This is a genomic window from Desulfosporosinus sp. I2 (genome assembly GCF_000960765.1).
Classification (GTDB): Bacteria; Bacillota; Desulfitobacteriia; order Desulfitobacteriales; family Desulfitobacteriaceae; genus Desulfosporosinus.
Genome location: NZ_JYNH01000233.1, coordinates 1 through 3,933, shown reverse-complemented (window position 1 = coordinate 3,933; position 3,933 = coordinate 1). Strand labels below are relative to the sequence as shown.

Here is a 3,933-nt window from a genome sequence, read left to right as displayed (position 1 = left end):
GACATAATGTCCTTAGTCGCAGTAATCGGCCCAATTAGCAGGATAAGTGGCATAGAAAACTTTACAAAAGGTTGGAGAGGAAAAGACCACTTGGCTTCCCTTCGGTATATAAACCACATCTCCCGCTTTAGCTCGGAAGACTTGCCCCTCAACTTCCAGGACAAACTCTCCCTCAATGACATAATCCACTTCATCATAGTTTAAAAACCAAGGCAATCTGGAGTGATCAAAGGTCATGAAACCCGAAGCGAGGTTGCCCACCCGTGAGTCGATCACATCGACGAGTCCTACCTTTTGCCCTGGAGGAGCTTCTAAAAAGGGCTGGATCACGACGGTTTCCCCTTTGACATGCGTCGCTTTAGGATTCGCACAGGCGGGTTTAAGCACCTCACCCAAAATCTTTTGGACGGCTTTTTTTAGGTCGTCATTTTGGGGTCCTGCACCTGTGGCGCTTCCAGAAAGAACGCTAACGTCTTGGAGACTGGACTGTGGATTCTCCCGTTGTCCGACCGATTGCCCCACAACATTGTGACTCACGATTTCATGTCTCCCTTTGCTGATCGTGAGCCCTAATTCTTTGGCAAGATCTCTGGCTGAAGGAGTTAAAACACTATCTTCTTCTAGAACAATCGTTTTATCTGACTTGGCCAACTCTCGTAAGACGGCCGCTGAGATAAATCGTCCCATAATACACCTCCTGATCGAGGCTCGAGGTTCGATGCTCGAAGCTCGATTTTTAAGTTTTCGTTACTAGTTTTCTCTGGTTTAAACTTGGCGCTTCGCACCTCTTTTGGTCCTCCTTGGTACTCAGGTACTCAGGTACTTAGGTATTTAATGCTTCATGCTTAGTACGGTGCTCGTAGTTCTAGGTCTAGCGTCGTGCTTCGTACTTCGTACTTCTTGTTTCGTGCATCGCGCATCGTGCCTCGTGCCTCGCACTGTGCCTCGATCAAACTAGGCTTTCAATTAATTGCTTCGCGGGTCTGGGGATCACGACTTGACGGATCAGGAGTCCCTTTTCACTCGCGAGAGCGCTTCCTTCTTCCACAGCTGCTTTTACAGAGGCAACTTCTCCTGTGAGTACGGTATAGCTTTTGCCGCCAATTCCAAAGGCCAGATGAATGAGCAAGGGCTCGACATCTCCTGCTTTTACTGCGGCATCGGCGGCTTCGATTAAGGAGGCTACGCTGTACGTTTCTATAATCCCTAGGGCTTTGATGTCTTTAAGTTTGTTGGCATTGCCGATAGCGGGTAAGATGGAGGGATGGACATTGGGGATCACGAAGGAATCTACCACCGTCTCAGCACCTAAGTCGATCCCGGCGTTGACGGATTGCTGGACTCCCGATACATCTCCGCTCACCAAGACGATATATTTCCCAGGGCAGATGGTTTTCGCGACCAGAATGGTCACATCCGCTGTTTTGACCATAATATCGGCGCATTCAATCCCTTGGGCGATACTGGTGAATTCAACCAGCCCTATGGCATGGATCATTGGGTTGCACCACCTTTCCGTATCGTAATGGTTTGGGCCGTCCTCTGGATTACGGTTCCGTCGAGACTGGCGTGGACCTTGGCTCCTAGGGCCCCTTCAGGGATTTCTCCGATGAGTTGTCCGACCTGAACGACGTCTCCCACGTTGACGACGGGTACGGCCGGTGCCCCAATGTGTTGTTGGAGCTTGAGCGTGACTTCGTCGGGTTGATACTCGTCGAACGATAAGGGGGCTTCTTTATACCAGGGGCGGAGTCTCAAACGATCCATTAACCGGGATGAGGGGATTAAGCGATGGTTTGCCATCGGGTCAACCTTGCCGAGTTCCCCTTGATATTGGATGCCTTTGGCTCGTAGCTCTGCCTTTAGGGCGATATTCACTCTTAGCGGTGAGATTCCCACGGGACAGGCATAAGCTTCACACACGCCACATTCTGAACAGGTCAGGGCACTGGTTACCAGCCTTGGATCTCCGACATTTTTGTAGTTGACCGCACGGATCAGGCGATGAGGAGAGAGTTCGTGACCGAGGATGTGCCTTGGGCAAAGCTCGGTACAGAAACTGCACTGTTCACAGACGGTTTTGGCAATTCTTAAGACGGTTTCAACGCTCATGCCTTTCCGCTTAATCAGGGGATGGTCTTTGGGGAGACCGATCAACCCGCCCGTGGTTTTGGTCACGGGGGTCGAAAGGTCCGTGATCAGGGTCCCCATCATAGGGCCTCCGCTGATATATGTGAGGTCCGGGTCGATACCACCGGCCAGTTCAAGAACGTCTCGCAGTGAGGTACCGATCGGGACGGTGACGGTCTTCGGTCCTTTGACGGCTCCTGTCACCGTGAGAGTCCGTGTGGTGACGGGGATTCCGTCGACGGCTCTGGCGACATTGATGAGCGTTTGGACGTTATTGACCACAACTCCGATGTTTAGGGGGATTCCACCGGGTGGAACTCGCCTTCCCGTCGTTAACCAGATGGTGATGACTTCGTCTCCGGCGGGATAGATATCCGGCATGATTGCTAGTTCTAAGGTGTCGGTGTCCGCTATACAGGGTTCTAAGGCCGCGATGGCGTCCTTATATTTCGCTTTTAAGGCGATGATTCCTTTTTGAGCACCGGTCGCTTTCATAGCTAGGATTAAGCCTTTGACGACTTGGTCGGGATAACGGGCGGCCAGTTGTTGGTCGGTTTTGAGCAAAGGCTCACATTCGGCGGCGTTGACGATCACAATCTCGGCCTTGGCTGAGAGTTTGACATGGGTTGGAAATCCGGCTCCGCCCGCTCCGACGACACCGGCATTCCTTACGTCCGTGCTTATTTGGTCGGCACTTATTTGGTCGGCACTAATTTGGTCGGTGCTTATTTGCTCCGCACTAAGCTCGTTGATACTTTCGCCGTTATTCATTGTTCGTTCACCTACTTAAGCTCATGCTTCAAAGGTTTCTTTATCGATGATCCCCACGATAGTGGCATCGATAGGGGTATTATGATTGGTAAGTCCTTGCCGAGCTGAGGACCCGCTGGCAACCATGACAATTTCGTCTTCCCCTGCTCCGATTTGATCGGCGGCAATTAAAGAATTCCCAAATTCCGTGAGCTTGGGAGAGCCGGTTTCGTCGTAGGTGAGGGTCACCGGTTGGATGACGAGAAACTTTAGGCCACGTAGGGACTCTTCTTTACGGGTTGACCAGACACTTCCAATGACACGGGCTAAGATCATCGTCGTCCTTCCTCCTTCTCCTTCTCAACACACAACTCAATGCGGCGCACTTTTAGGGTATCCCTCGCCAGCGGCGAGATGACGGTCCCTTGGCTCACGAAGAGTTTGGAGTCTTCGGGAAATCCGTAGGCTTGTTTGTCCCCTAAGAACTTCTTCGTGAATTGCAGTTCCTCTCGTTGGGGAGCATTAAGTTCAGAGTTGGCCGTTTTTTGGAACGGGGGCACTGGTCTCGGCTCATAAAGGTTAGGGGGTCTAGCCTGATTAAGATTGGCTACCTTAGCCTTGTTCATTTCTGTTGAGCACTCGTCATCGAGGGTGGCCTTAACTATGATACCGTAGGTCTGTACTTTCTGGAGATATCCTTCATAGAGGTCTCGGTAAGCTTGAGGGGTTTGCCTGGTCAAACCAAGGTACTCTGTGACGAGCTCGATGGTTTTACCTTCCGTGATCCCTCGTCCGATGACCTCACTTATTGGGTTATCTCGGATTCCTAAGGCTACTTTGGCAAGAATATTAGCCGAACAGGTGGGCAGGATTAGGGTCTGCCAATCCCTCCTGGTTAAGGCCTCTTCAGCACTGATCCAGGTCATTCCTTCAGGAAGTTCGGGTTTAATCCTATCGACTTGGTCACTCGGTAAGACGTTTAACGTGTAGTCGGCTCCATAGCGGTGCTTAAGCGCGTTTAAGACACGTCCGAGGTTCGGAACATAGTTTAAG

General features: G+C 51.2%; 5 protein-coding genes. All 5 read right to left on the bottom strand.

What is annotated here, in order from left to right; all coding sequences use genetic code 11:
* Positions 1-12 precede the first annotated feature (12 nt).
* Positions 13-687 carry a cupin domain-containing protein gene (locus tag UF75_RS24975; RefSeq protein WP_045577225.1) on the bottom strand — a complete coding sequence of 225 codons (675 nt, stop codon included), beginning with the start codon at positions 685-687 and terminating at the stop codon, positions 13-15.
* Positions 688-949: 262 nt separating this feature from the next.
* Positions 950-1,498, bottom strand: a complete 549-nt coding sequence (locus tag UF75_RS24970) for a BMC domain-containing protein (protein WP_045577224.1) — start codon at positions 1,496-1,498, stop codon at positions 950-952.
* On the bottom strand, positions 1,495-2,901 hold the full coding sequence (locus tag UF75_RS24965; RefSeq protein WP_082075343.1) for a 4Fe-4S dicluster domain-containing protein: 1,407 nt from the start codon (positions 2,899-2,901) through the stop codon (positions 1,495-1,497). The genes UF75_RS24970 and UF75_RS24965 overlap by 4 nt, the downstream gene beginning before the upstream one ends.
* 21 nt (positions 2,902-2,922) lie before the next feature.
* Positions 2,923-3,216 carry a EutN/CcmL family microcompartment protein gene (locus UF75_RS24960; protein WP_045577223.1) on the bottom strand — a complete coding sequence of 98 codons (294 nt, stop codon included), beginning with the start codon at positions 3,214-3,216 and terminating at the stop codon, positions 2,923-2,925.
* On the bottom strand, positions 3,213-3,933 hold a 721-nt coding region (locus UF75_RS24955), incomplete at its 5' end, for a flavoprotein (protein WP_045577222.1). The genes UF75_RS24955 and UF75_RS24960, both read right to left, overlap by 4 nt.